At 62.3% G+C, this 21092-nt stretch carries 13 protein-coding genes; 2 read left to right on the top strand and 11 right to left on the bottom strand.

Annotation, left to right across the window (positions count from 1 at the left end; genetic code table 11):
* Window positions 1-16: 16 nt before the first annotated feature.
* The 11 genes from EV688_RS08725 to EV688_RS08675 all read right to left on the bottom strand — a co-directional run bounded on the left by EV688_RS08725 (window position 17) and on the right by EV688_RS08675 (window position 16298).
* Window positions 17-838 carry an SDR family NAD(P)-dependent oxidoreductase gene (locus EV688_RS08725; RefSeq protein ID WP_117316021.1) on the bottom strand — a complete coding sequence of 274 codons (822 nt, stop codon included), beginning with the start codon at window positions 836-838 and terminating at the stop codon, window positions 17-19.
* Between the two features lie 43 nt (window positions 839-881).
* Window positions 882-4094: a M16 family metallopeptidase gene (locus EV688_RS08720; RefSeq protein ID WP_162883835.1), complete on the bottom strand. Its 3213-nt coding sequence runs from the start codon at window positions 4092-4094 to the stop codon at window positions 882-884.
* Between the two features lie 132 nt (window positions 4095-4226).
* A complete protein-coding gene (locus EV688_RS08715; RefSeq protein ID WP_117316024.1) occupies window positions 4227-4697 on the bottom strand; it encodes a CYTH domain-containing protein in 471 nt (156 codons plus the stop codon).
* A gap of 26 nt (window positions 4698-4723) precedes the next feature.
* A complete protein-coding gene (locus tag EV688_RS08710) occupies window positions 4724-5638 on the bottom strand; it encodes a CHAD domain-containing protein (RefSeq protein ID WP_117316025.1) in 915 nt (304 codons plus the stop codon).
* Window positions 5639-7405, bottom strand: coding sequence for an N-acyl-D-amino-acid deacylase family protein (locus EV688_RS08705; protein WP_117316027.1), 1767 nt, complete (start codon window positions 7403-7405; stop codon window positions 5639-5641).
* A 124-nt stretch (window positions 7406-7529) separates the two neighbouring features.
* Window positions 7530-9443 (bottom strand): gamma-glutamyltransferase family protein, encoded by a 1914-nt coding sequence (locus EV688_RS08700; RefSeq protein WP_117316029.1) that lies wholly within the window; start codon window positions 9441-9443, stop codon window positions 7530-7532.
* Between the two features lie 129 nt (window positions 9444-9572).
* The gene (locus EV688_RS08695; protein WP_117316031.1) at window positions 9573-12683 is read right to left on the bottom strand and encodes an efflux RND transporter permease subunit; all 3111 of its coding nucleotides are present in this window, start codon (window positions 12681-12683) and stop codon (window positions 9573-9575) included.
* A gap of 1 nt (window position 12684) precedes the next feature.
* Window positions 12685-13791, bottom strand: coding sequence for an efflux RND transporter periplasmic adaptor subunit (locus EV688_RS08690; protein ID WP_117316033.1), 1107 nt, complete (start codon window positions 13789-13791; stop codon window positions 12685-12687).
* Window positions 13792-13884: 93 nt separating this feature from the next.
* On the bottom strand, window positions 13885-14661 hold the full coding sequence (locus tag EV688_RS08685; protein ID WP_117316034.1) for an amidohydrolase: 777 nt from the start codon (window positions 14659-14661) through the stop codon (window positions 13885-13887).
* Window positions 14649-15794: a methionine aminotransferase gene (locus EV688_RS08680; RefSeq protein WP_117316036.1), complete on the bottom strand. Its 1146-nt coding sequence runs from the start codon at window positions 15792-15794 to the stop codon at window positions 14649-14651. Before EV688_RS08680 ends, EV688_RS08685 begins: the two co-directional genes overlap by 13 nt.
* A gap of 27 nt (window positions 15795-15821) precedes the next feature.
* Complete coding sequence (locus tag EV688_RS08675; protein ID WP_117316038.1) at window positions 15822-16298, bottom strand: Lrp/AsnC family transcriptional regulator; 477 nt, start codon at window positions 16296-16298, stop codon at window positions 15822-15824.
* Between the two features lie 132 nt (window positions 16299-16430).
* Between EV688_RS08675 and EV688_RS08670 the strand changes: the two genes are divergently transcribed.
* Window positions 16431-19928, top strand: a complete 3498-nt coding sequence (locus EV688_RS08670) for an indolepyruvate ferredoxin oxidoreductase family protein (protein WP_117316040.1) — start codon at window positions 16431-16433, stop codon at window positions 19926-19928.
* A 45-nt stretch (window positions 19929-19973) separates the two neighbouring features.
* On the top strand, window positions 19974-21083 hold the full coding sequence (locus EV688_RS08665; protein WP_117316041.1) for a Glu/Leu/Phe/Val family dehydrogenase: 1110 nt from the start codon (window positions 19974-19976) through the stop codon (window positions 21081-21083).
* Window positions 21084-21092 lie beyond the last annotated feature (9 nt).

Here is a 21092-nt window from a genome sequence, read left to right as displayed (position 1 = left end):
ATCCAGATCCTCTGGTTTATTGGCTCTTGAGAACCCGCTGGTAGTCGCCGCGCACCCGCGTCAGGCGATCTTCCACCAGGGGCCAGAAGTCCGCGTGGGTAAACACGTTGAACGTGCCGTCGGCCATGGCCTCGAGCGCGCGGTCTATCAGCTGCTCCACCGCGATGCCTTCTGCCTCGATCAGCCTGGCGATAGCGTTCATGCCATCAACGGATGCTTCCGCTTTGGCGTTGTCCGGGTGGTTGCGCCCGCTCTGGGCGATGCGGGTTTTTACCCAGGCGGGACAGAGGACCGCCACGCCCACGTGGGAACTTTCAAGCTCGAGTCGCAGGCTCTCGGAATACCCCACCACCGCGAACTTGGTGGCGTTGTAGGGGCCGAAGCCGGGATTGGCGACATGGCCGGCGAGTGAGGCGGTATTCATGATGAAGCAGGGCTCGTCGAGAGCAAGCATGGAGGGCAGGAAGTTCTCCACGCCATAGGCAACACCCAGCAGATTCACGTTCACGACCCACTGCCAGTCGGCAATCGGTGTCTGGCCCGCAGGCGAGAGGGCACCAACGCCGGCATTGTTGAACAGGAAATTGATCTTGCCCAGGCGTTCCAGTGTGTGCCGTGCGACCTGCTCGTAAGCCGAGGGATCACCCACGTCGAGAACGACCGTATTCGCCTCGATGCCGGCGTGGCGTAACTCGCTCGCCGCCTGCTCCAGTGCATCTGCCTCAATGTCTGCCAGCATCAGTGACATGCCGCGGCTGCCCAGTTCCCGCGCCATCGCCAGCCCGATACCCGATGCGCCGCCGGTAATGAAACCGCAGGTGTTGTCGAAGGTTTTCATGGTGTCGGATACCCCATAATGTTCGGGTTTGTAGCGTTGCGCATCACCATTCCAGGGCGCTGCGAACGGTCTCGGGAGCGTTATCCCGTATGATATCGAGCTGTCCCGTCACCGCGATGACCAGGTTTTCCGGGTCGAGGTACTTCTTCGCGGCCGCGTTCACATCCTCGAGTGTCAGTGCTCGCAGTGCCTCGACCTGTGCCGCATCGCCTGCGTAGTAGTTCAGGTACTGCGGCGATTGATACGCGTAGTGGCCAAACAGTCGTCGGTGCGCAAGGCGCTGGCCGATCTTGTGTGCGGTGTCGTAGGAGGCGGGGATCAGGCCGTCGATAAAGGTGGTGCGCGCGGCCTCGAATTCCGCAGCGGTAATGCCGTCTTCGCGAAGTCTGCGGATTTCCTCCAGGGCAAGCCCGATCCCTTCAGCCAGCGTCTCAGGCCTGCCGCCGAAACGCCAGACATAGGGGTTGGGAGCGCCGCGACCTGGCTCGATCTCGCCATACAGGGCCGAGGTGATGCCGGTTTCTGCACGCAGCAGGCCCATCATGCGGGAAGCGAAACCGCCACCCGCCAGAACGTGGTGCATGATCTCGAGGGCGGCATGATCGTCAGGCCTGCCCTCGATGCCCAGATGCCCCAGCATTACCTGGGCCTGACGCGTGTCCAGCTGCCGGGTGTGAACCTGCAGTCCTTGCGGACCCGTTGGTGTGTCAAAGTCCAGTGTGGCGGTCTCTCGCCGGGTTGGCAGTGCGTTCAGAGCGGTGAGGCCGCGCAGTGTGTCGCTGACCTGTTCGCGATCGACCGCCCCGGAAATCACCAGAGCAATACGATCAGCGGTGTAATGGGTGCGGTGGTGCGCGCGAACATCCTCCAGCGTGATACTGCGAATGGAAGTTGCGCTCTCGCGGACACCCATGGGGTGGGTGTCGCCATACAGCGCACCATCGAACAGTGCCCGGGTTGCATACAGGGCATTGTCGTCGGCGCGTTCCGCCGCCAGGGCAAGTCGCTCGCGCTCGTCTTCAAACGCGGCGGCGAAAGCCGGTGCGGCGACTATCTCACCCACAAGTGAGACCAGCGCCTGCGCCTGGTCGGCCGGCGCCACCGCTTCGAGCCGCGTGTTGCGGCGGTCATGCTGTATCGACAGCGTCGCACCCATACGGTTAAGGGCATCCTCGATGGCCGCTGCATCCCTGCCAGCGCTGCCCTTGCGCAACAGCTGGGCAGTCAGCGAGCCAAGGCCGGCCTTGCCCTCGGGGTCCGCAAGACTCGGGGCGTCGACCAGCGCCGTGACGCGCACCTGGGGCAGCAGGCTTTCACCGACGATGTAGCTGGAAATGCCATTGTCCAGCTCGACCCGATAATCGCTTTCAGCCGGGAAGCGGAAGTCGGTCTCGGGGTACTCCAGTTCCCGATAATCCCGGGTAGGCGCCGCCTCGCTAAACCGTGCCGCCCGCTGCTTCGCCATGAAGGGGGGCACATACCAGGGCTGTTCCGCAATGGCGAGCGGTTCGCCGTAGTCGATGTGCACATTGTCTGTTGGCGTGCTTTCGTGAGCGGCTGCAGCGCTGCGCTTTTCCCGTGTGTCGGCCAGGCCGAGAATTCCGGTCTCTCGGAATTTTCGCGTGTCGGTGCCCTGGCGTTCGCGCTGCTCGCGGGTCGCTGCGCCGCGTTCCATGTCGGCGAGGAAGAACTCATCCACCGGGCCACCAACCGGCCAGTGGCCGGGGCGAACGGTATTCAGGCTGGCGAATTCCAGATCGCTGCCTGTCGCCTTTTTTGCGAGCTCTTTCTCGCTGTCGCGCTGCAGGTGCCCGACGATCTGCATCTTTGGTGAGAAGTAACGCTGGATGACGCGCTGCAGGTCGGCCTTGCTCACCGATGCCCAGAGCTCAGGCAGTGTGTTCAGGTAGCTCCAGTCGTAGATCGTTTCCATGGCGCCGATCGTCACCGCGCTGCGGCCGATCTCCTCGAGATTCTGTGCGAGTGTCAGGACAAGCCGATCCGAGGCTGCCTGCAGTTGCGCGTCATCGATGGCGCCCGCGGCAATGTCGGCGAGGACCGCGTTGATACCGGCTTCAACAGCATCCAGCTGCGAATTGTCCCGGGCCTTCACCTGCATGGCAAAATGTGACGGGTATTTGGACGTCCACGCCGAGGCGGAGGCCTCGGTCGCCAGCCGTTCCTCGTCCACCAGACGCGCCGCGAGTTGTCCGCGTGGACCACCGAGCAGTTCGGCCAGGAGATCGAATACCGGTGCATCGGCATGCCCGACCGCGGGCATCGGCACGTTGATCGCTACCGCCGGTCCCGCTGCCGCGGTGACAGCGAGGCGTTTCTGTCCAATAGGCTCGGGCTCGACGGTGCGCAGTCGTGGCGACGGTCGCACGGGTTGCCAGCTGCCGAAGTAGTCCTCTGCCATGTCGTAGACCTGCTCGGCCTCGACGTCACCGACAACAACCAGCACCAGATTCTGCGGGATGAAATACTTGTAGAAAATTTCCCAGTGATCCTCGCGCGTGGCCTGGGTCAGATCGCTGAACCAGTGTGCCCAGCCATAGGGATGGGCGTCGTAGGTCATTGAGCGCAGAACACGGTTGAATTTGCCGTCGGGGTTATTGTCGTAGCGGCGAATCTGATCGACAACGACTTCCTTCTCCGGCTCGAAATGCCGGAATACCGGGTTTTCCACGCGCGAGCGCTCGGCCCACATGAACAGCTCCAGCTTGTTGGCCGGCAGATCCACATCGAACTTCATCCAGTCGCGTCCCGTGGACGCGGTGGTGCCCGTTCCCCCGGCCGCCTGAATGGCACCGAAATACCATTCAATTTCCGCCAGTTCATTCTGTGCATCGGCCGCTCTTGCGAGTTCGGCTCGCAGGGCGTCAAGTTCCGGGGTGCTGCAGTCGTTCTCCAGTTCGGCGAAAACGTCTCGCTGCAGCAGGCACTGGCGCTGGCTGTTCTTCGCGTCGGTGACCCGCCGCGCCAGCGTCTCGACGCGCGCTGCGACGGCGCGCTCTTTCTCCCAGTCCCGGGTGCCGGCGATATCGTCGCCCTTGAACAGGTGATGCTCCAGCATGTGCACCAGTCCGACGGTGCCGGGTCGCTCGGCGGCAATGTCTACCTTGTAAAAGCTGCGCGCGCCGACGCGGCCTGCAGACTCCCGCTCCCAGACCAGCACCGTGACACCGTTATCCAGCACTTTTTTCTGCACGTCGATGTGCAGTTCCGCGGCGTTTACGCCGGCCGCCAGAGACATTGCGCAAAACCACTGCAGGCTTGGTCGTAGAAGGGTGGGCATCGTTTGGGAATCTCGGGTGGCTGAGGGGCAGTCCGGAAGGTACCCGATTGACGCATTCAGTGGCAAGGCGGTGCGGCTTCAGCCCGGCTGCTACCAGGGCAAACCGTGTAACGCCAGCTGCTGGTTTTTGTATGTCGCGTTTTGCGTCACCTCATCCCCGAACCAGTGGGGTGGCTTGAAGTTGTCTGCCGCGGCTTCCCCGGGGAACTCCACCTCGACGACCGCCAGCCCGCTGTGGCGCCCCAGGTAAACATCCAGTTCTGCAGACAGCTCGCCGAGCGGGATGGCGTAGCGCGTTTTCTTGATGCGCTGCCCGTCGGTGAATGGCCAGAGAGTCTGGAACTGCTCGGCGGATAAAGGCACTTCACCCTCCCCACGCATCCGGCCCTGTCCGGTCTTTACGGCCAGTGAAAATTCACCATTGCGTTTTCGCAGCCGCACTTCCCGGTCATCCACTTTGCTCACAGCAAGATAGCCCTGTTCGATAACGCTCGAGGGATAATCGTTCAGTGCGAACGGCAGTGAAGTGAGATCGATCTGAAATTTGCGCTCAATCTCCACTGGCAGCCAGCCGAGGCCGCTTACGATTACGCTGAACCGGACAGTGACGCTGCCCAGTAGGCTCTGAGACGATTTGTCAGAGGCTTTGGTTTTTCCGCAAAGACCCGCTGCCCCAGCGACAGCGTCCGGATCTGTAGCTGGGTACGCCGCTGTCGAGAAAGTTCCTGCAGCGCGTCATGGTTGGCACGTGAACAGAAATCCCCCGGATTTTGAGCCAGCATCTGCGTGAACACTGCGAGATCGTGCTCGTCGCCGAGATCGTCTCCCAGGCGCTTTATCTCATCCTGCCAGGGCTTGAGCACGTGTTTCCACGACGGAGCGAGGACTTGTATGTGGTAGAGATGGTATTTCACGCGTTTGCGCCAGTCGTGAAAATGCGCGGTGCCGGGTTTGCGTGCTGCCTTGCGCATGGCATTGCGGCCCTGGCGGTAATTTTTCTTCAGCCCTGGCGCGAGGGAGCCGAAGCCGTCGCCGACTGGCCAGGCGTCAACGCGAATCCGCGCTTCCCGGAAGGTGACGGCGAAGGCATCAAGCCGTTCGTCCAGGTCGTCTTCGCGCAATGAAGGGTTCCGCATTCGCGCCTCCAGCTCATCGCGCAGATCTCTCAGATGCTGAAGGTCGCTCTGGCTTGACACGGTTTCCTTGAGCTTGTCGCAGGTTTCCAGCATGGCCTGTGCATCGCGGACGTTCGACAGGCGTCGTGCGGCATCCCGGAAACAGACGTTCTCACGCTGGTAGATCTTGCCGGCAGCGTCCAGGTCACCCCGAGCCAGACGCAGCAGTGCGCGTACCTTCTTGCAGCGCTTGCGCACCTGATGCACGGTGGCGTGCTGATCAAGCTCGCCGTCGGCGATTTCGTCCAGCGCCTTGTCGATCTGCTGTCGCGCCATGCGCCGGATACCATCGCCGGCAGATTCTCCGATCCTGAATTTATAGGCCATTCAGTAACCTCCCGTTTCGCCTGAGTAGCCCGGTCCGCGCACTACGCGACCGGGCAGGGCGCCCGTGTGCATTCCGTCCCGGAGCACGGGCACGCCATTGACGACGACGTCACTGACGCCCCTGGCCAGCTGCTGGGGGTTATCAAAGGTTGCAGGGTCGGTGACGGTATCGGGATCAAAAACCACAATGTCCGCATAGTGTCCCACCTCGAGACTGCCGCGCTCGCGCAGCTTCAGGTTGCCGGCGGGCAGTGTTGTCAGGCGACGGATGGCCTCGGAAAGCGTGATGACCTTCTCCTCCCGGACATAGTTACCGAGCAGTCGTGCGAAGTTGCCGTAGGCGCGCGGATGGGTGCTGCTCAGCAGAAACGCGCCCTCCGGTGCCATGGATGCCGCATCCGAACCGAAGCTCATCCAGGGCTGTGCAATCTTCTTGCGCACATTTTCTTCCGACATCATGAAATACACGGTATCCACGCGGCTGCCGTCCTCGATAACCAGATCCATCATGGTATCGATGGGCGATGTTCCCCGCTGTTCGGCAACCGCGGCCAGGCTCATGCCCGTAAGAGGCTTGAGTGCAGGGTTACGAAAACCGATCAGCAGCACCCTGTCGGCGCCGCCGGCGGAAAGGTAGAGGTTCTCCCAGTCGTCCGACGGCGTTGCAATCTCTGATCGCAGGCGCTCGCGGATTTCCGGGTCGCGCAGGCGCGCTATCCATTGCTCAAGGCCACCCGCCTGCACCCAGGGCGGCATGCTGGCGTCGAGACCGGTGGCGCCCGCGGTATAGGTGTACATGTTGGCAGTGATGTCGAGCCCGCGCTCGCGCGCTGCCTCAATCCTCTCAATGGCAGCATCCATCTTGTCCCAGTTCTTCTCGCCAGAGGCCTTCAGATGGTAGATCTCGGCGCCGGTGCCGGCGCGCTCGGCGATCTCGATGAGCTCGTCCACGGATTCCAGCAGGCGGTTGCCCTCACTGCGCATGTGCGAAATATAGCGGCCATCGAACTCGGCGGAGGCCTGCATCAGCGCAACGAGTTCATCGGTGCCGGCATAGAACGCCGGTGCGTAGATCAGCGACGAGCCGACCCCGAGCGCCCCTTCGCGCATGGCCTCGCGCACCAGCTCCTGCATGGTGGCCAGTTCCTCGGACGTCGGGTCGACGTCGTCTTCCCCAAGTACATGCATGCGCACGGTGGTGGCGCCGACGAACGACGCCACATTGGGCGAGATGCCTCTTTCTGTCAGATAGTCCAGATACTCGCCCAGCGTGGTCCAGGCAATGTCAAAGTGAATGTCACCCTGTTGCGCCAGCATATCGGCCTTCATAGTGTCGTTCAGCGGTCCCATGGACCAGCCCTCACCGAAGACCTCCAGGGTGATGCCCTGCCGGATATCGCTGAGAGAGCGTCCGTCCTCGATCAGCGATTCGTTGGCCCAGCTGAGCATATTGATGAAGCCCGGTGCCACCGCCTTGCCACTGGCATCAATCCTCTCATCCGCAGTGCCGATATCATTCCCGATGGCGGCGATGAGGTCGTTGCGCACCGCGATGTCCGCCGCGATGGCCTCGCCGCCGCTGCCGTCGTACACGGTGCCGCCAGCGATAATCAGGTCGAAGTGGGTCGCGTTGTCAGCGGTCTGTCCCGCGTCTTTGCCGTTAGTGTTGGACGCCTGCTCTGCGCAAGCGGAGACCGCGAGATTAAGGAGCAGCGCCGCACACAGGCGCTGTGAGAAGAGAGACGGTATGCACTTTCGTAGCGTCATGGTGGGTACCCGAATCAGATCCTGATCTGGATGATATCAGTCGCCGGGCCGGGGCGGTGTCTCGCGAGTGGCACTACGCGGCTGCGGTTCAGCAGACGCGTAGTGCCCATGATCGCAGTCGTTCTCACCAGGCGATGCCGTAATCATCCCCGTAGTCGCTGGCGCCACCCTGCATGACCTCTTCATCGTGGTCGAACCAGATGGCCGTGGTCGGGTTGTAGACACGGTCGACCAGCTCCACGTCGTAACCCATTTCGGCGAGTTTCTCGCGGGTATAGGGAGAGACGAGTGGTGCGACCTGCAGCCGTCCGGGCTGTGCCTGGTGGGCGCCAAAGGAACTCTGCATCTGGAAGCTCTGGATATGCCCTTTGCCTTCTGCCGCTTTCTGCACGTTCATGTCCCATTCCACCATGTTGAGGAAGAACTGCAGCAGATTCTGGTCCTGGCTGTCGCCACCCTGAACCGAGAATGCCATCAGCGGCTTGTCGTTCTTCAGCGCAAGGCTGGGCGTCAGGGTAACGCGGGGACGCTTGCCCGGTGCGACGACGTTGTAGGGGTTGAGCGCTTCGTCGAGTACAAAGCTCTGCATGCGCTGGCTCAGGCCAATGCCGGTATTTCCGGCGACAAAGGCGGGTATCCAGCCACCGGAGGGCGTCACGGAGACAACCCAGCCGTCGGCATCTGCCGCCTGGATGGAGGTGGTGCCGGCAAGAAAGCCCTCATCGTGGCTGCGCGTGCCCGCCTGTTGAAAGCCATCGACCCCGGCTGCGTCCGCATCCGGGGGCACCGGCTGCCACTGCTCACGCAGTTCGCTGAACGGGTTTTCCTTGCCCATGAAGACGTAGGGATCGCCTGGTTTCAGATCCGTCAGATTGCGGTCGGGCCGGATCAGCTTGCGCCGTTCGGCGGCGTAATCCTTGGACAGCAGGCCGGCAATGGGTTCTTCGGGTGGGAAGGCGGGGTCGCCGTAATAGAAATCGCGATCCGCGTAGGCCAGGTTCATTGCCTGGTACAGCGTGTGGATGTAGCGCGTGGAGTTGTAGCCCATGCCCTTGAGGTCATAGCCCTCGAGAATGTTCAGGGCCTGCAGCAATACCGGACCCTGTGTCCAGGTGGTGAGTTTGTAGACATCCACGTCCCGGTAGCGGGTGGCAACCGGCTTTTCTATCTTCACTTCCCAGTTGGCCAGATCTTCTTTCTCGAAAAGTCCGCCGTACTCCTGGCTGGCGCGCACGATTTCTTCAGCGATATCGCCGCGGTAGAAGCGCTCATAGGCGGCATAGATTGCCTCCTTGCGCGTCTTGCCAGCGGCCAATGCTTCGGCCTCGGTGTACACGAGTTTCTGCAGGGTGGCATGGAGGTCGGGCTGGCGGAATATCTCGCCGGGGCGCGGCGCTGCAGGCGCTTCGGGATTGTCTGCATCGTAGTTTGGCAGGAACACGCGCCGTGAATCGGGCCACTGCTCGATAATCCCGCGGCGTCTTTCGATGTTGGCGGACTGGGAGGCCTCCATCGGATAGCCTTCTGCCATCTGCATGGCGGGCTCCAGCACCTCTGCCAGGCTCAGTCGGCCATATTCAGCCACCATGGTCATCAGCCCGCCGGGTGTGCCGGGCGTGGTCGCCGCCAGCGGACCATACTCGGGCGGGTACAGCATTCCCTTGTCCCGAAAGAATTCCGGTGTGGCACCGCTCGGGGCAACGCCAAGGGCGTTGATGCCCAGCACTTCGCCCGTTTCGGGGTTGTAGATCAGCGCCTGTGTCTCGCCGCCCCAGCTCAGTACGTCCCACATGGTAGAGGTGACGGCGAGCATGGCCGCGGCGGCATCCACCGCATTGCCACCGCGCTGGAAGGTCATGGCACCGGCACTGGCGCCCTGGGGTTTGCCGGTGATCGCCATCCAGTGTTTGCCTAACAGTACCGGTCTGCCGGTATCCTGGGCAGTGGTCGGTGCCGTGTTCACCAGCCAGGAAGCCGCAAGGACAACGGACAGGAATTTCCGGATGTGGCGTGGTGAAGACTCGCGTCTTGTTAGCATGATGTCCCCTCTGTCAGTCAGGGCGGCCAGCCAGTGAAGTCCGGAAGCCGCAGAATGTCAGTGGGGATAATAACAGATGGACAGCGTGTGTCGCGGGAGTGTGCCGCCACCTGCCGCCACCTGCCGCGATCAGGCGCTGCTGACGGCGTCGGCCAGCTCCTGATCGAGGCGCTTGGCAGATGACGCACGGGGCCGGGTGAAGCGCGCCAGCCCAAGGTATACTACCGGTGTCAGATACAGTGTGAACAGCGCGGTAATCCCGAGGCCACCGACCACGACCCAACCCACTGACATGCGTGCCTCGGCGCCGGGTCCAAAGGCAAATACCAGGGGCAGTGCGCCGAGGACGGTCGACACCAGCGTCATGACGATAGGGCGGAAGCGAACGCTGGAAGCCTCGGCAACCGCCTCGAGAATGCCAAGCCCCTCATCACGCAGCTGATCCGCAAACTCCACCACAAGAATCCCGTTCTTGGCGATCAGCCCGATCAGCATGACCAGGCCCACCTGTGAGTAGATATTCAGGGACGTGCCGGTAACGAACAGCGAGAAGACCGCAGCTGCGAGACCGAAGGGCACAATGGTCATGATGACCAGTGCACTGGTCAGGCTCTCGAACTGGGCCACGAGCACCAGGAAAACAATCAGCAGGGCAAAGCCATAAGTGATCAGCGTATCTCGCTTTGCGTCGTCCAGTGCCGCGGCCTCGCCCTGGTTGATCAGCTCGATGCCGGGTGGCAGCACTTCTTCCGCCAGGCTGCGCAATTCGTCCACGACGGTCTGCGGTGCAACACCCTGATTGACGTCAACATCCACCCGGATCGACCGTCGCTGCGACTGCCGGTCGAGCTGGTCGGCAATACCTTCTTCTACCAGGGTAACCATGCTGGAGAGGGGGATCAGCGAGCCGTTGCCTGCGCGCACATACAGATTGGCGAGGTCGGTCGGGGCCTTCACGGCTCCCGCGCCTGACTCGAGCATGATGGGTACCGACTCGTCCTCGACGCTGAGGCTGATGACATTCAGGCCGCCGACCATGGCGCGCAATGTCTGGGCGATCGATTCCAGAGGGATGTCCAGTTCACTGGCGCGTCGACGGTCAATGCGCACCGAGAGCTGCGGCTGTGATGTCTGGTAGGAAATACGGGTTCCGGCAACGCTGTCCAGCCGCTCGTCGATTGCCGTGGTGTACGTCTTTGCCGCATCGAAGATGCGGTCGTAATCATTGCCCACCAGGGCAACCCTGAGGCCGCCGGAGGCGCCTCGGAGATTCAGGCTGTTGCGGCTGAAGACGCGGGCACCGCCGGGAATATCGTCGAGCATTGGCTGTATTTCCGCGGCAATGTCCTGTTGGCTTCGGCTGCGATTCTCCCAGGGCACAAGAGGGGCGCTGATCAGTACAATATTCGGATCGTAGCGGCCGACGACGGTGTAGACGGACTGGACGTCGCCTCCTTCCAGCATCGGCAACAGGATCTCCTCGAAGCGGTCCGCCTGTCTTCCCGTGAAGGGCAGGCCTGTGCCGTCGGGGCCGCGTGAGAAAATGTTCAGTTCGCCCCGGTCTTCCGTTGGCAGAAGCTCCTGATCAAGCTGTTGATACAGGGATGTGGCACCGCCGGCAATCAGCACACAGGCAGCAAATGCAAGGAAAGGATGGGCGAGGATGGCGCCGAGCGAGCGCACGTAGCCGCGCTGGATAACAGCGCCGAAGCGGTGCAGCTGGCGGTCGACAGCGGACAGGCGGTTACTGTCCTTGCTTCCCAGCTTCGCCATCGCGGCCGGTACCAGTGACAGTGCAACAAAAGAGGAAATGGCCACGGAGACGGCGAGAACAAAGCCAAATTCACGAAACAGTCGACCCGATGTGCCGGGCAGGAAGGCAATGGGAACGAACACCGCAACCAGCACGGCGGTTGTGGCGATCACCGCGAAAAATACCTGGCGTGTGCCCAGAACTGCAGCGGCACTGTCGCCGAGGCCCTGGCGCTGCCGGCGCTGGATATTCTCCAGTACAACAATCGCATCATCCACAATCAGTCCCGTGGCGAGCACCAGCGCCAGCAGGGTGAGAATGTTGATCGAGAAGCCGAGCATCCAGATGCAGGCGATGGTGCCCAGCAGAGAGACAGGGATGGCGACCGCGGGCACCAGCGTGAGCCGCATCGACCCGGAAAATACGCGTATCGTGGCGATCACCACAAGTATGGCCAGCAACAGGCTGGTCAACACCTCCTTGACGGCGCCGCGAATGAAAATGGCGTTGTCCGAAATCTTTACCAGCTCGATATCGTCGAAACGCTGGTTCACCCGGGCAATCGCCCGGTCCACGCCGGCGGCGATTTCGATGGTGTTCGACCCGGCCTGACGTACCACGCTGATACCGATCACCCGCTGTCCGTTCAGACGGACAAACGAGTCGGCTTCGGCAGGCCCGAAGGCGACGCTGGCGACATCGCCGACGCGCACATTACCGGTAAGCACGATGTTCTCTATCTCCGACTCGCGGATGGCACGGGCGTCGGCGCGCACCAGCAACTGCTGGTCGCCGGTGCGGAAACTGCCTGCGGGCACATCGAGAGGAACGCCGCGCAGAACCTCCGCAACATCGGGAATTGTCAGACCGTAGCTGGTGAGGCGGAGTGGATCGAGGTTCACTCTGAGAACGCGCTGGCGAGTGCCGAACAGCGGGACATCGGCGACGCCGGGAAGCGAGATGAAGGTGGGAACAATATCTTGCTCGACGATACGCGTCAGCGCTTCCTCGCTGTAACGGTTGCTGACCACGGCGATGCGCACAATCTCCTCGGCGTCCTCATCGGCCTTGTAGACCGCGAGCTGTTCCACATCCTCCGGCAGTTCTCTGCTCACCCGGCTGACGGCCTCGCGGACATCCGCGGCGGCGCGGTCGACATCATCACCGGGCTGGAACTCGACGCGAATGCGCGCACTGTTTTCCTCGCTGGATGAATTGATGTCGCGTACGCCGGAGACCCGGGCCACGGCGCCCTCCAGCAGGCTGGTGACCTCAGAATCCATCGTCTCGGGGGAGGCGCCCGGTAACTGTGCACGCACATTGATGATCGGACGATCGACATCCGGCAGTTCGCGTACCTCAACTGCCAGCAGTGCGCCCACGCCGGCAATAACGATGAGCAGATTGATGACCGCAACCAGCCAGGGACGCCGGACGCCAAGTGCCGGCAGGTCATTTTGGCCTGGCGTTCCGTTCGTGTCGTTCATGTCAGGACTCGGACCGGGTTTCAGGCGCGTCACGCGCATCCCGGGCCACGGCACGCGCATCGATCACCCGAAGGGCAATGCCTTCGCGCATGGACTGTACGCCCTCGCCGATGACCATGTCCCCCTGGGCCAGATTTCCCTCAACAAGGATGCTGCCGTCGACACGCTCCACCAGCCGCACCGGCACGCGACGTGCCTTGTCATCCTCTGCCACCCAGACGAAGGCGCCGTTTGCGCCCCACTGAACCGCGACCTCCGAGACGGCGGGGAAGCGTCCCCGATCCAGCAGCAGGGCAACGCGGAAACTCATTCCCGGGCGCAGCTCGTCGCCCTCGTTGGGCACGCGGGCGCGCACACGGAAGGCGCGGGATACCGGGTTGATCCGCGAATCCACCTCAATGACCTCTCCCTGCACCGTGCTCTCGCTGTCGCGCCAGGTGGTGACGTCCACCGGGTCGTTCACGGCAAGCTGACCCACGAAAGACTCTGGCGCGTCAAACGTGACCTGCAGCGCGCTGCGATCATCCAGCGTGGTAATGACCGATGTGGTGTCGACGCGGTCACCGACCTCCACATCCGTGATGCCCACGTGTCCGGAGAACGGTGCGTTGATGAAACGTCGCTCCAGTGCGACCTGTGCGAGATCGCGCTCGATGCGCGCGGTCTCCAGCGCGGTGCGCGCGGTATCAACGGTGGTTTCGGGGACCGTCAGATCGACGCTGCGATTGGCGCGGTCATAGCGGTCGAACAACCGCCGGGTTTCCTCAAGCCTTACGCTGGCCAGTTCCAGTGCCAGCTCCTGGTCCCGCGACTCGAGCTCCAGAAGGGTATCGCCGCGTTTCACGAAGTCACCGGGCTTGAAATGCACGGCGACGACTTCGCCCGCGGCCTCCGGGAACAGGGAAATGCTTTTCAGAGCCTCTGATGTACCTACAGCTTCCAACCGGGTGGTCAGGTTCTGGTAGGACAATGGCGCCGCCGCTACCGGCACGGATCGCGAGCGCTGGGGGGAATCATTTTCACCCGTTGCGGTCTTCTCGCCACAGGCAGCAACGCTGAGAAGCAGCACCACGACAGTGTGGCGGAAGAGGCATGTATTGTGTCGCATGACAGTATTATGTCCGTTTCTGGTGGCGGGCGACGTGCAAGCCCCTGATAACTCGAAAATTATAACTCCTTACGTTGATACTACCCAGTTGTATCACGAAGCGGGCAAGGAAAAATCATCGGCGTCGAGATGAAAGGGGAAGCGCTCCCGGTGAGCCGCCAGTGCCTCTGCATCAAAGGTCACACGGCGGGTTTCCGCACCTTCTTTCATGTCGGCGAGGTGATGGCCATGTGCGTCGAGAGCGAGACTGTCGCCGGAATAGTGAAGCCCATTGCCGTCCTCGCCGACCCGGTTGACCCCGACCACGCACGCCAGGTTCTCAATCGCCCGCGCCTGCAGCAGGCAGCGCCAGTGCTCGCGGCGGGCGACCGGCCAGTTGGCGACGTACAGCGCGAGATCGTAATCCCCGCGGTTGCGGCTGAACACGGGAAACCTCAAATCGTAGCAGACCTGCAGCAGCACGCGCCAGCCGCGCCACGTCACGCAGACACGGCTGTGGCCCGGCGCATAGTGCTGCTCCTCGCCCGCCATGCGGAACAGATGGCGCTTGTCGTAATGCGTAACGCTATCGGGCGTGGCAAACAGCATGCGGTTGAACACCGCATTGCCGTCGCGCGTGGCGATGCTGCCGGTAACGGCGCAGTTCAGCGCTGCCGCCATTCTCCGCAGCCATTGTTCGGTGTCTCCTCCTGGTGGTTCGGCATTGCCCTCGGCATTCATGGAGAAACCGGTGGTGAACATCTCCGGCAGGACAACGATATCCGTGTTGTCGCGCTCGCCGGCGATGAGCGATTCCAGATGCTCGCGATTCTGCGCCGGGGACTCCCAGGCAAGCTCGCACTGTACCAGGGTTGCGGTCAGATTCTGCATAGACGCTGCGCTGCCTCCTCAAGCTGGGAATCCTGTTTGGCAAAGCAGAAGCGCAGAAGCCGCTGCTCCGGATCGGGTGACTGCGAGAACACGGAAACCGGTACGCAGGCCACGCCGTGCTGCCGCGCCAGAGTCTCGCACAGCACTGTGTCAGGCTGGTCACTGATGTCGCGGTAGTCAAGCAGCTGGAAATAGGTCCCCGCAGCGGGCCTGAGCCGGAAGCGCGAGCCGGCAAGGGCGCTACAGAAACGGTCGCGCCGTGCCTGGTAATCCTCTGCCAGCTGGCCGGGGTAGCCAGGCAGGCTGTGCAGGAAGTCGGCGATAGCCTGCTGTACCGGCGTTACGGCCACAAAGCAGACAAACTGGTGGATCTTGCGCAGTTCCGATGTCAGGGCCGGCGGGGCAACGCAGTAGCCGGTTTTCCAGCCCGTGACGCCCAGCGTCTTGCCAAAAGAGAAGACTGCGAAGCTGCGCTCGCGCAGGCCCTCCAGCTGCAGGACGCTGTGATGCGCGGCGTCGTCGTATACCAGATACTCGTACACCTCGTCGCTGATAACGTAGAGATCGTGACGTGTCGCCAGTGTCTCGAGGCAGCGCAGGTCATGACGGCTGAGGACCGCGCCTGTCGGGTTGTGCGGTGAGTTGACGATGATCAGCCGGGTTTTCGGGTTGACCGCTGACTCGATGCGGTCCCAGTCGGGCGTGAAGGTCTGTGCGTCGAGGGGCACGTGCACGGCGCGCCCGCCGCTCAGGGTTATGGCGGGCTCATAGCTGTCGTAGCAGGGGTCAAGGACAATGACCTCATCTCCTGGGTGCACGCAGGCGGTGATTGCGCAGTAAATCGCAACCGTGGCGCCGGGTGTCACGGTAATCTCGGTATCGGGATCGCAGTCAACGCCCCGGTCGTTCACCAGCTGTGAGGCCAGTGTCTCGCGCAGCGCGGGCAGGCCCGCCAGCGGTGCATACTGATTGTGGCCGTGCATGGCGTGCCGGGCCATTGCTTCGCGCAGCGCCTGCGGCGCGGGAAAGTCGGGAAAGCCCTGGGACAGGTTGATGGCGCCACATTCGCTGGCCAGTGCCGTCATGCGGCTGAAGATGTTGGTGCCGATGTCGGGAAGTTTGCTGTGCAGCATAGTGATGATGTCCTGAAGCCGAGTCTGTCAGAGCTGGGTGTCCAGCGGCAGTTCTGTCGTGTTCTTGATCTCGGTGACCGCAAGGTGTGAGTGCAGTTCGCGGATGGACGGACTCGCCGTCAGCGTGTTGCGTACGAAGGACTCGTAGTGGCGCACGTCACGCGTGACGATTTTCAGCATGTAGTCCCAGATTCCGGTCATGGTGTAGCACTCTATCACTTCCGGGTGCTGCACGATGTCGCGCTCGAAGGTCATCAGGTTCTGGCGGCCGGTGGAGGTGAGGTTGATGGTGGCGAAGACAACCACGTCCATCCCCAGCGCAGAACGATCCAGCAGAGCCACGCGGCCACGGATCAGTCCTTCCTCTTCCATACGGTTGATGCGTCGCCAGCAGGGTGATTGGGACAGGTTGACACGCTCGGCGATGCCGGCAGTGCTCCGGGTGGCGTCCTGCTGCAACAATTTAAGGATGCCGATATCCTGTTTACTCAGCTTTAAAGTCATACTCTGTCCTATTAAGTTTATTTAGCTGCATATTTTATGCGTTCACAGACAAAAACGCACCCCAAATCAAATAACAATGCCTCCGGGTTTGGGTAACAATTGGGGGTTGGAATTCTCTGGGAGACAGTGCTTATGGGCGCCGATAACAGCAAGACCCTGCGCAAGGTATCGCTTGACGACAAGTATGCACTGGATGCCCCTCGGGCCTACATGACCGGCATCGAAGCGCTGGTGCGTCTGCCCATGCTGCAGCGCCAGCGCGACCAGCACGCCGGGCTCAACACCGCAGGCTTCGTCTCCGGCTATCGGGGATCGCCGCTGGGCGGCGTTGATCAGGCCATGTGGAAAGCGGCCGCCTATCTCAAGCGTGACAATATCCTGTTCCAGCCCGGCATCAACGAGGATCTGGCCGCGACCGCAGTCTGGGGCAGTCAGCAGACCACCCTTTTCAAGGGTGCAAAATACGACGGCGTCTTCAGCATGTGGTATGGCAAGGGGCCGGGCGTTGACCGCAGCATGGACGTCATCAAGCATGCCAACGCCTTTGGCACCTCCCGCTATGGAGGTGTGCTGGCTGTTGCCGGCGACGACCACGCCTGCAAATCCTCCACGCTGCCTCATCAGTCAGAGCACATGTTCATCGGCGCCTCGGTGCCGGTGCTCAGTCCCGCCAACGTTCAGGAAGTACTGGATCTGGGTATTTTCGGCTGGGAGCTGTCCCGCTACAGCGGCTGCTGGGTCGCGCTGAAGGCGATTACGGAGAACATGGATTCCGCGATTTCTGCCGACCTCGACCCCAACCGCATACAGATCCACATTCCCGAAGAATTCCAGCTGCCCGCCGATGGTGTCCACGCACGCTGGCCCGACAAGCCGCTGGAGCAGGAACTGCGTCTCAACAAGTACAAGATTTACGCGGCGCGGGAATTTGCCCGGGTCAACAATCTGAACCGCATCGTGATTGACTGCGAGAAGCCGCGCCTCGGCATCATTACATCCGGAAAATCCTACCTCGACGTGATGCAGGCGCTGGAGGATATGGGTATCGATGACGGCGTCGCCGCGGAGATCGGCTTGCGCGTCTACAAGGTCGGTATGCCCTGGCCGCTGGAGCCGCGTGCAACGCATGATTTCGCCGAGGGCCTCGAGGAAATTCTTGTGGTCGAGGAGAAGCGCTCCATTATTGAAGATCAGCTCACGGGGCAGCTCTACAACTATCCGGTGGCCGCGCGGCCGCGCGTCATCGGCGAGTTCGACGAGGACGGTCGCGACCTGCTGCCCAACCTCGGAGAACTGACCCCGGCGATGGTGGCGCTGGCCATCGCTGCGCGCATCCGCCGGTTCTACCAGTCAGAGACCATGGATCGTCGTATTCAATGGATTGAAGACAAGGAGAAGTCGCTCGCAAGGCCGGGCGACAGCATCGAGCGGGTGCCGCATTTCTGCTCCGGGTGTCCGCACAATACCTCCACGCGGGTGCCCGAGGGCAGCCAGGCCTTCGGTGGTATCGGCTGTCACTATATGGCCACCTGGATGCCGGACCGCGAGACGCACACCTTCACGCAAATGGGCGGGGAGGGCGCAACCTGGATCGGCCAGGCGCCCTTCACGGAAACCAAGCACGTCTTCCAGAACCTGGGTGACGGCACGTATTTCCACTCTGGCCTGCTTGCGATCCGCGCTGCCGTGTCGTCCAGGGTCAATATCACCTTCAAGATTCTCTACAACGACGCCGTGGCAATGACCGGTGGCCAGCCGATTGATGGATCGCTCACGGTCGGCGATGTCGTGCATCAGGTCAGCGCCGAGGGCGTGCACCGTATTGCGGTTGTCAGTGATTATCCGGATGCCTGGCGGGGCAAGTTCCACGGAGTCCCCGGCTACTCGCTGCATCACCGCGACGAGATGGATGCCCTGCAGCGCGAACTGCGCGAATACAGCGGCACCTCCGTCATTGTCTTTGTCCAGACCTGCGCCGCGGAAAAACGCCGCCGTCGTCGCAAGGGTTCCCTGGAGGATCCCGCGAAGCGACTGTTTATCAACCCGGCCGTGTGCGAAGGCTGTGGCGACTGCAGCGTGAAGTCCAACTGTCTGTCGGTGGTGCCCAAGGAAACCGAGCTGGGCCGCAAGCGCCAGATTGACCAGAGCTCCTGCAACAAGGACTACAGCTGCGCCAACGGTTTCTGTCCGAGCTTTGTTTCCGTCATTGGCGGCACGCTGCGCAAGCCCGACGGCGCTGGCGCGGCCTCCGACACGCTGTTTGATCCCCTTCCCGAGCCAACCCTGCCGACCCTCGACACGCCGTGGAATACCGTGGTGACCGGCGTCGGTGGTACGGGTGTGCTGACCATTACCGCGCTGGTGGCGATGGCGGCGCACATTGAAGGCAAGGGTTGCGCCACCATGAACCAGACCGGTCTGGCGCAGAAGTTCGGCGCCGTCGTCAGCCATGTCCGCGTCAGCGCACGGCAGGAGGACATCAAGGCGGTGCGCATTCCTGCGGGTGAAGCCGACCTGCTGCTCGGCTGTGACCTGGTCGTGACCTCCACCTACGAGGCCCTGGGCAAGGTAGCGAATGGACGCACCCATGCCGTGGTCAACGATGCCGAGGTGCCCACGTCCGCCTTTATCACGGATCCTGATGCACGCTTTCCGACGGAATCCATGCGCCAGCGTGTGCGCGACGAGACCGGCGATGAGGCGACCTTCTTTCTGGATTCCTCGCGCATTGCCACGCAGCTGCTCGGCGATTCGATTGCGTCCAATCTTTTTCTGCTCGGTTACGCCTGGCAGCGAGGCCTGGTGCCGGTTTCCGCCGAGGCGCTAGGGCAGGCCATTGAGCTGAACGGCGTTGCCATCAACTTCAACCGGCAGGCGTTCCTGTGGGGGCGTCGCTACGCCAACCAGCCCGAGCGCGTCATGCAGCTGGTGGATGATCTGGCGCCACTTGAACCCGGGCGACTGCAGTCAGTGGACGATATCGTGAAGGACCGTGTGCGCCGCCTCACGGATTATCAGGATGCCTCTTATGCCGAACTGTACCGCTCGCATGTCGAACGCGTGCGTGCAGCCGATGCACGTTCCGGTGAGCCCGGGTCATTGACCGTCGTGGTGGCGCGCAACCTGTTCAAGCTCATGGCCTACAAGGATGAGTACGAGGTGGCGCGGCTCTATAGCAACGGGGAGTTCCGCAAGGAGCTCGATCGGCGTTTTGAGGGGGATTACGAACTTCGTTTCCACCTGGCGCCACCGCTATTGAGCAAACGCGACCCGAACACCGGGCATCTGCAGAAGCGCGAGTTCGGTCCCTGGATGATGCGCGCCTTCGGACTGCTGGCGAAGCTGCGAACCCTGCGCGGCGGAGCGCTGGATATTTTCGGTTACACGGAAGAGCGGCGGCAGGAGCGGGCGGATATCGCGGATTACCTCGAACTGCTCGATGACGTTGTGCCGCGGCTGACGCAGGACAATTATGACACCGCCGTTGAACTGGCCGCGCTGCCGGCGAAACTGCGCGGCTTCGGCCACGTCAAGGACCGCAATCGCGCGCAGCTCGATGTGGTGCGCAGCCGGCTTCTTGCCCGCCTTCGCGGTGAGGCAGAAGCCGTACAGTTTGTCGATGCCGCCTGAGCTGATCTTTCAGGCGACCCGAAATCCGGAGCAGGAACAGGTTTTATGAGCGTTTTTCTGGACAGTGCTTACGATAATCACGAGTTGGTCACTTTCGGTCACGACCGGGCAACAGGTCTGCGCGCCATTATTGCAGTGCACAACACAACCCTCGGCCCGGGAGTCGGCGGCTGCCGCATGTATCCTTACCCCGACGACGACGCAGCGCTGCGGGACGTGCTCCGTCTCTCCCGGGGTATGACCTACAAGTCTGCCCTGGCAGACCTGCCCCTCGGTGGCGGCAAGTCAGTCATCATCGGCAATCCTCGCGAGGACAAGTCACCTGCGCTCATGCGTGCCATGGGCGAGTTCGTGCATTCCCAGGGCGGTCGTTACGTGGCGGCGGAAGATTCCGGTACCGGGGTCGAGGATCTGCGCGAGATGGCAAGCGTTACCCCATATGTCAGTGGCATTGCCGATAATGAACACGGTGGCGATCCCTCGCCGAGCACCGCGTACGGCCTGTTTGTCGGAATTCGGGCGGCGGTGGCCCATCGGCTGGGTGTCGACAGCACTTCCGGTCTGCGCGTCGCCATTCAGGGTCTCGGTCACGTCGGTTTCCTGCTGGCGCGACTGCTGCGTGATGACGGCGCGATCGTTTACGGTGCCGATGTCAGCGCCATCAACCTGCAGCGCGCCGCTGACCTGCTGGGCGTGATTCCCGTGGACGTGGATGACATTCTTTTCTGCGAGGCGGACATTCTCGCGCCCTGTGCGCTGGGTGCGGTGCTCGATGAGCAGACAATACCCCGGCTGCGGTCAGGGATTGTGGCGGGAGCGGCGAACAACCAGCTGGCAACGCCCCTCGATGCAGCTCGTCTGCGGGACCGCGGCATACTCTACTGCCCCGACTTCCTGATCAACGCCGGTGGCATTATCGATGTCCATCATCAGCGGCTGGGGTCGGCGGAGACCGAGGTCAGGGCGCATCTGGCGGGAATCGAGAAAAACCTGCTTGAAGTCCTGCAGCGCTCGGATCGCAGCGGGGAATCGACAGATGCCGTGGCGGAGGCGCTGGCGATGGAGAAGATCGACCGCAGGCGTGACCGCCCGGAAGGCGGTGGACGTCCGTTGCTGGCCGATCCAGAGACCCGTCGGGCAGCCGCAGCGCGCTGATGGGGGCCG

This window comes from Chromatocurvus halotolerans, from assembly GCF_004340525.1.
In the GTDB taxonomy this organism is placed as follows: Bacteria; Pseudomonadota; Gammaproteobacteria; order Pseudomonadales; family Halieaceae; genus Chromatocurvus; species Chromatocurvus halotolerans.
Note: the sequence above shows the minus strand (reverse complement) of the source record. Positions and strands in the feature narration are given on the sequence as shown.

Excerpts from the sequence above, each read along its gene's own strand:
- EV688_RS08725 (WP_117316021.1), bottom strand. The coding sequence starts at position 838 with ATGAAAACCTTCGACAACACCTGCGGTTTCATTACCGGCGGCGCATCG.
- EV688_RS08720 (WP_162883835.1), bottom strand. The coding sequence starts at position 4,094 with ATGTCTCTGGCGGCCGGCGTAAACGCCGCGGAACTGCACATCGACGTG.
- EV688_RS08710 (WP_117316025.1), bottom strand. The coding sequence starts at position 5,638 with ATGGCCTATAAATTCAGGATCGGAGAATCTGCCGGCGATGGTATCCGG.
- EV688_RS08705 (WP_117316027.1), bottom strand. The coding sequence starts at position 7,405 with ATGACGCTACGAAAGTGCATACCGTCTCTCTTCTCACAGCGCCTGTGT.
- EV688_RS08700 (WP_117316029.1), bottom strand. The coding sequence starts at position 9,443 with ATGCTAACAAGACGCGAGTCTTCACCACGCCACATCCGGAAATTCCTG.
- EV688_RS08695 (WP_117316031.1), bottom strand. The coding sequence starts at position 12,683 with ATGAACGACACGAACGGAACGCCAGGCCAAAATGACCTGCCGGCACTT.
- EV688_RS08690 (WP_117316033.1), bottom strand. The coding sequence starts at position 13,791 with ATGCGACACAATACATGCCTCTTCCGCCACACTGTCGTGGTGCTGCTT.
- EV688_RS08685 (WP_117316034.1), bottom strand. The coding sequence starts at position 14,661 with ATGCAGAATCTGACCGCAACCCTGGTACAGTGCGAGCTTGCCTGGGAG.
- EV688_RS08680 (WP_117316036.1), bottom strand. The coding sequence starts at position 15,794 with ATGCTGCACAGCAAACTTCCCGACATCGGCACCAACATCTTCAGCCGC.
- EV688_RS08675 (WP_117316038.1), bottom strand. The coding sequence starts at position 16,298 with ATGACTTTAAAGCTGAGTAAACAGGATATCGGCATCCTTAAATTGTTG.
- EV688_RS08670 (WP_117316040.1), top strand. The coding sequence starts at position 16,431 with ATGGGCGCCGATAACAGCAAGACCCTGCGCAAGGTATCGCTTGACGAC.
- EV688_RS08665 (WP_117316041.1), top strand. The coding sequence starts at position 19,974 with ATGAGCGTTTTTCTGGACAGTGCTTACGATAATCACGAGTTGGTCACT.